The 3349-nt window shown below is 31.6% G+C and carries 2 protein-coding genes and 1 pseudogene; all 3 read left to right on the forward strand.

Going from position 1 to position 3349, the window contains the following annotated elements:
* Nucleotides 1-350: 350 nt before the first annotated feature.
* The gene (locus ACSU6B_RS28910) at nt 351-1061 is read left to right on the forward strand and encodes an aspartate/glutamate racemase family protein (protein ID WP_410889912.1); all 711 of its coding nucleotides are present in this window, start codon (nt 351-353) and stop codon (nt 1059-1061) included.
* A gap of 65 nt (nt 1062-1126) precedes the next feature.
* Nucleotides 1127-2011, forward strand: coding sequence for a LysR family transcriptional regulator (locus ACSU6B_RS28915; RefSeq protein ID WP_410889914.1), 885 nt, complete (start codon nt 1127-1129; stop codon nt 2009-2011).
* Nucleotides 2012-2293: 282 nt separating this feature from the next.
* Nucleotides 2294-3135 (forward strand): annotated as a pseudogene (locus tag ACSU6B_RS28920) (cation:dicarboxylate symporter family transporter); the annotation flags it as partial.
* Nucleotides 3136-3349: the final 214 nt, after the last annotated feature.

The following is a 3349-nucleotide window of genomic DNA, read 5'->3' on the forward strand; positions in this document are numbered from 1 at the left end:
GGTTTATGAAAAAAGCCAATCTTACTTAGGTAAAATTGGCTTTTTTGTCTACTGTAATAACTTTGCGGAAGGGAACAATTAGTCTGACCTTCATGAAGGATGGCTACACAACCGTGGATAACCTTAGTGGGTCTGAAATGAGTGCTTCGAGGTTTCAGGGAAATGTTTTTCAATGGAGAATTGGTAGATAGCTTGGTGTGAGCTTTATCATTATCAAGGTTGTCGATATATAGTTTCTATTAGTGTATAGATTCTTTCTATAATTCATCACTTAATATAAAAATTATAATAAAGGAAAGCAATCCAAAAAAATTATAGGTTAAAAATTTAATTATAAAGTGGTGAAGAAAATGCAAAAAGTAGTTGGAATTATTGGTGGAATGGGACCATTAGCAACTGTCGATTTAATGAATAAAATTATTTTTTATACACCTGCAAAGAAGGACCAGGATCATATCCATATTATCGTGGACAATTATTCACAAATACCTGATCGAACAACAGCTATTTTGGGAAAGGGTACAGATCCTGCCCCATTTATTATTCAATCAGCACAAAGATTAGAAAATGCCGGTGCGGATTTTCTTGTTATTGCATGCAATACTGCTCACTATTACTTTAAATCAATAAAAAATTCCGTAAATATCCCAGTTTTACATATGCCATTAGAAACAGCTCGATTTTTACATGAAAATAATCTTAGAAGAGTAGGTTTGTTAGCTACTGATGGAACAATAAATACAAAACTGTATCAACATAGTTGTCAAGACTATGATATTAATGTCATTGAACCTGATTTACAAATGCAGAAAGAAGTGATGGAAGGAATATATGCTATAAAAGGGAGTGATTTGGAGAAAGGACGTTTATTCCTTTCAACAGTAGCTAATAAATTAATAAGTAGAGGAGCAGAAGCTATAATAGCAGGTTGTACAGAGATTCCTCTTGTACTTAAATCATCCCAAGATATTAATATCATTGACCCAACAGAAATCTTAGCCAAAACCGTAATTAAAATAGCTGTTGGCACAGCATCAGCAAATACAATTGGTGTAAATTAAAATATGAAAAAAGATGTATTATAGTAGGTAAACGCAAATGTAACTAAAATAAGGAGCATTAAGAAATGAATATTGAAAATATTGAAGCCTTCATCTATGTTTGTCAACTAGGTAGTTTCAATAAAGCAGCAGAGGCTCTTTATTTAACTCAACCTTCTGTAACAGCTCGTATTCAATCACTTGAACGTGAAATTAACTTAAAGCTTTTTCATCGAAATGGAAATAAAATATCTTTAACTGAAAAGGGAGAATATTTTTTCCCTCATGCACAAAAAATTCTTCAATCTTATCAGGAAGCAAAGTACGGATTACAACAAGTAACTGTACCTTATGAGCTAGTTCTTGGGAGTGCTTTATCAATTTCCAACAATGTTCTCCCTGATATTTTGCCTGCTTTTAAATCAAAGTTTAAGGACGTTAGAATAAAAATTATAACGGGACATTCTAAAGACATTTTACACAAAGTCGTTAACAAAGAGGTGGACTTTGGTATTATACGAACAGAAACTCACCCTCAAGTAGAATCAATTCGTCTTTACAATGATCCTATTAGCCTTTTTGTCCCTTCCAATCATTCTTTTTTAAAAGAAGAAAGAGTAACAGTAGGGGATGTAGCAAAACAGCCTCTTATCTTTTTTGATTATGGATCGATCGATTGGCTTATCATTCATCGTCTCTTTCTAAGTAATGGTGTAAATCCGAATATATATGTAGAAGTTGATCATATGGAAACGGCTAAAAATTTAGTATTGCAAGGTCTAGGCATTAGCTTTTTACCTGAGCATTGTGTAAAAAAAGAACTAGAAAATAAAGAGTTATTTCGAGTAGAAATGACTCCTCCGGTAAAAACGAATATTAGTATAGACTTCATTTATTTAAAAGGGAAACCTAAATCTGTTTTTATGGATTTTTTAAAAAATAAAATGTTTGAAAAACAAAAACCCGAATGATGTGTCAATCGGCTTTTTGTTTTTTTTTTGTCTTAAATACAAATTTATCCAATTGATTTCTTCTATAACCGAATAGCTTTGTTTTATAACTTAACTTTGAAATAGTAATTTATAATCAATTACAAGAGATGGTTAAATATTAAAAATATTGAAACTATCGTTTCTTACTTGATTAAACAATTTTCAAATCTTAACGAGGAGGTACACCCAATATTTAAAATTACTATTGAAAAATATTATTTTTATTTTTATTTTTGATTATTTTGAAAGGGGTTTCAGTTTATGAAAAAATTTGGTTTGGCTACACAAATCTTTATCGGACTTGCTTTAGGCATTATTATTGGTGCTATTTTTATGGTAACCAAACTGCAATGGTCATTCTCCAACCAATTGGCGATATCTTTATTCATTTAATTAAAATGATCGTTGCTCCTATCGTTATAGGTGCCCTTGTGGTTTCTATTGCGGGAGTTGGTGATATAAAAAAGATTGGGAAATTAGGCGGGAAAACTATTATTTATTTTGAAATTGTAACCACCATTGCTCTTGCTTTAGGTTTATTGGCTTCAAATTTGTTCCATCCAGGAAGTGGAGTTAGCGTAGGTCACCTCGAAAAAAGTAATATTTCAACTTTAGTTCAAACTGCAAAGACGGGTGAAAGTACAGGTATAGCAGATAAATTTGTTCATATTATCCCAACTAACGTGTTTCAATCATTAGCTGAAGGAGACCTCCTAGCAATCGTCTTTTTCTCTGTTTTATTCGGATTAGGTGTTGCTGCTATTGGGGAAAAGGGTAAACCGGTCTTAAAATTCTTTGAGGGTGTTTTGGAAACAATGTTCTGGGTGACAAACTTAGTTATGAAATTTGCTCCTTTTGGAGTATTTGCCTTAATTGGTGTCAATGTAGCAAAGTTTGGCGTTCATTCTTTAATTCCATTAGGAAAATTAGTTTTGGTTATCTATTGTACGATGTTCTTCTTTGTATTTGTTATATTAGGTATTATTGCAAAAGTGGCTGGTACAAGTGTATTTACCATAATAAGAATATTGAAAGATGAAATATTCTTAGCGTTTACAACTGCTAGCTCAGAGTCTGTATTACCAAGATTAATGGACAAAATTCTATAACTGAGTATGGAATGACATTGAAGCCGATTTTAGATTCAATGCACGAATGGAGTATGGAACATAAAAAGAGAAAATTGAAAAATACAATGGATTAACATTTCCTTCCTTTTGATAATGAAGAACAAAATACATTTTCTGAACTTTGTTCTTCAACTAACGTGGTGTGTAAGTTTAAAATCGTTATTAATATTTTAAAATAGATGCATGT

Source organism: Neobacillus sp. C211, assembly GCF_051842875.1.
Lineage (GTDB): Bacteria > Bacillota > Bacilli > Bacillales > Cytobacillaceae > Neobacillus.

Excerpts from the sequence above, each read along its gene's own strand:
- ACSU6B_RS28910 (WP_410889912.1), top strand. The coding sequence starts at position 351 with ATGCAAAAAGTAGTTGGAATTATTGGTGGAATGGGACCATTAGCAACT.
- ACSU6B_RS28915 (WP_410889914.1), top strand. The coding sequence starts at position 1,127 with ATGAATATTGAAAATATTGAAGCCTTCATCTATGTTTGTCAACTAGGT.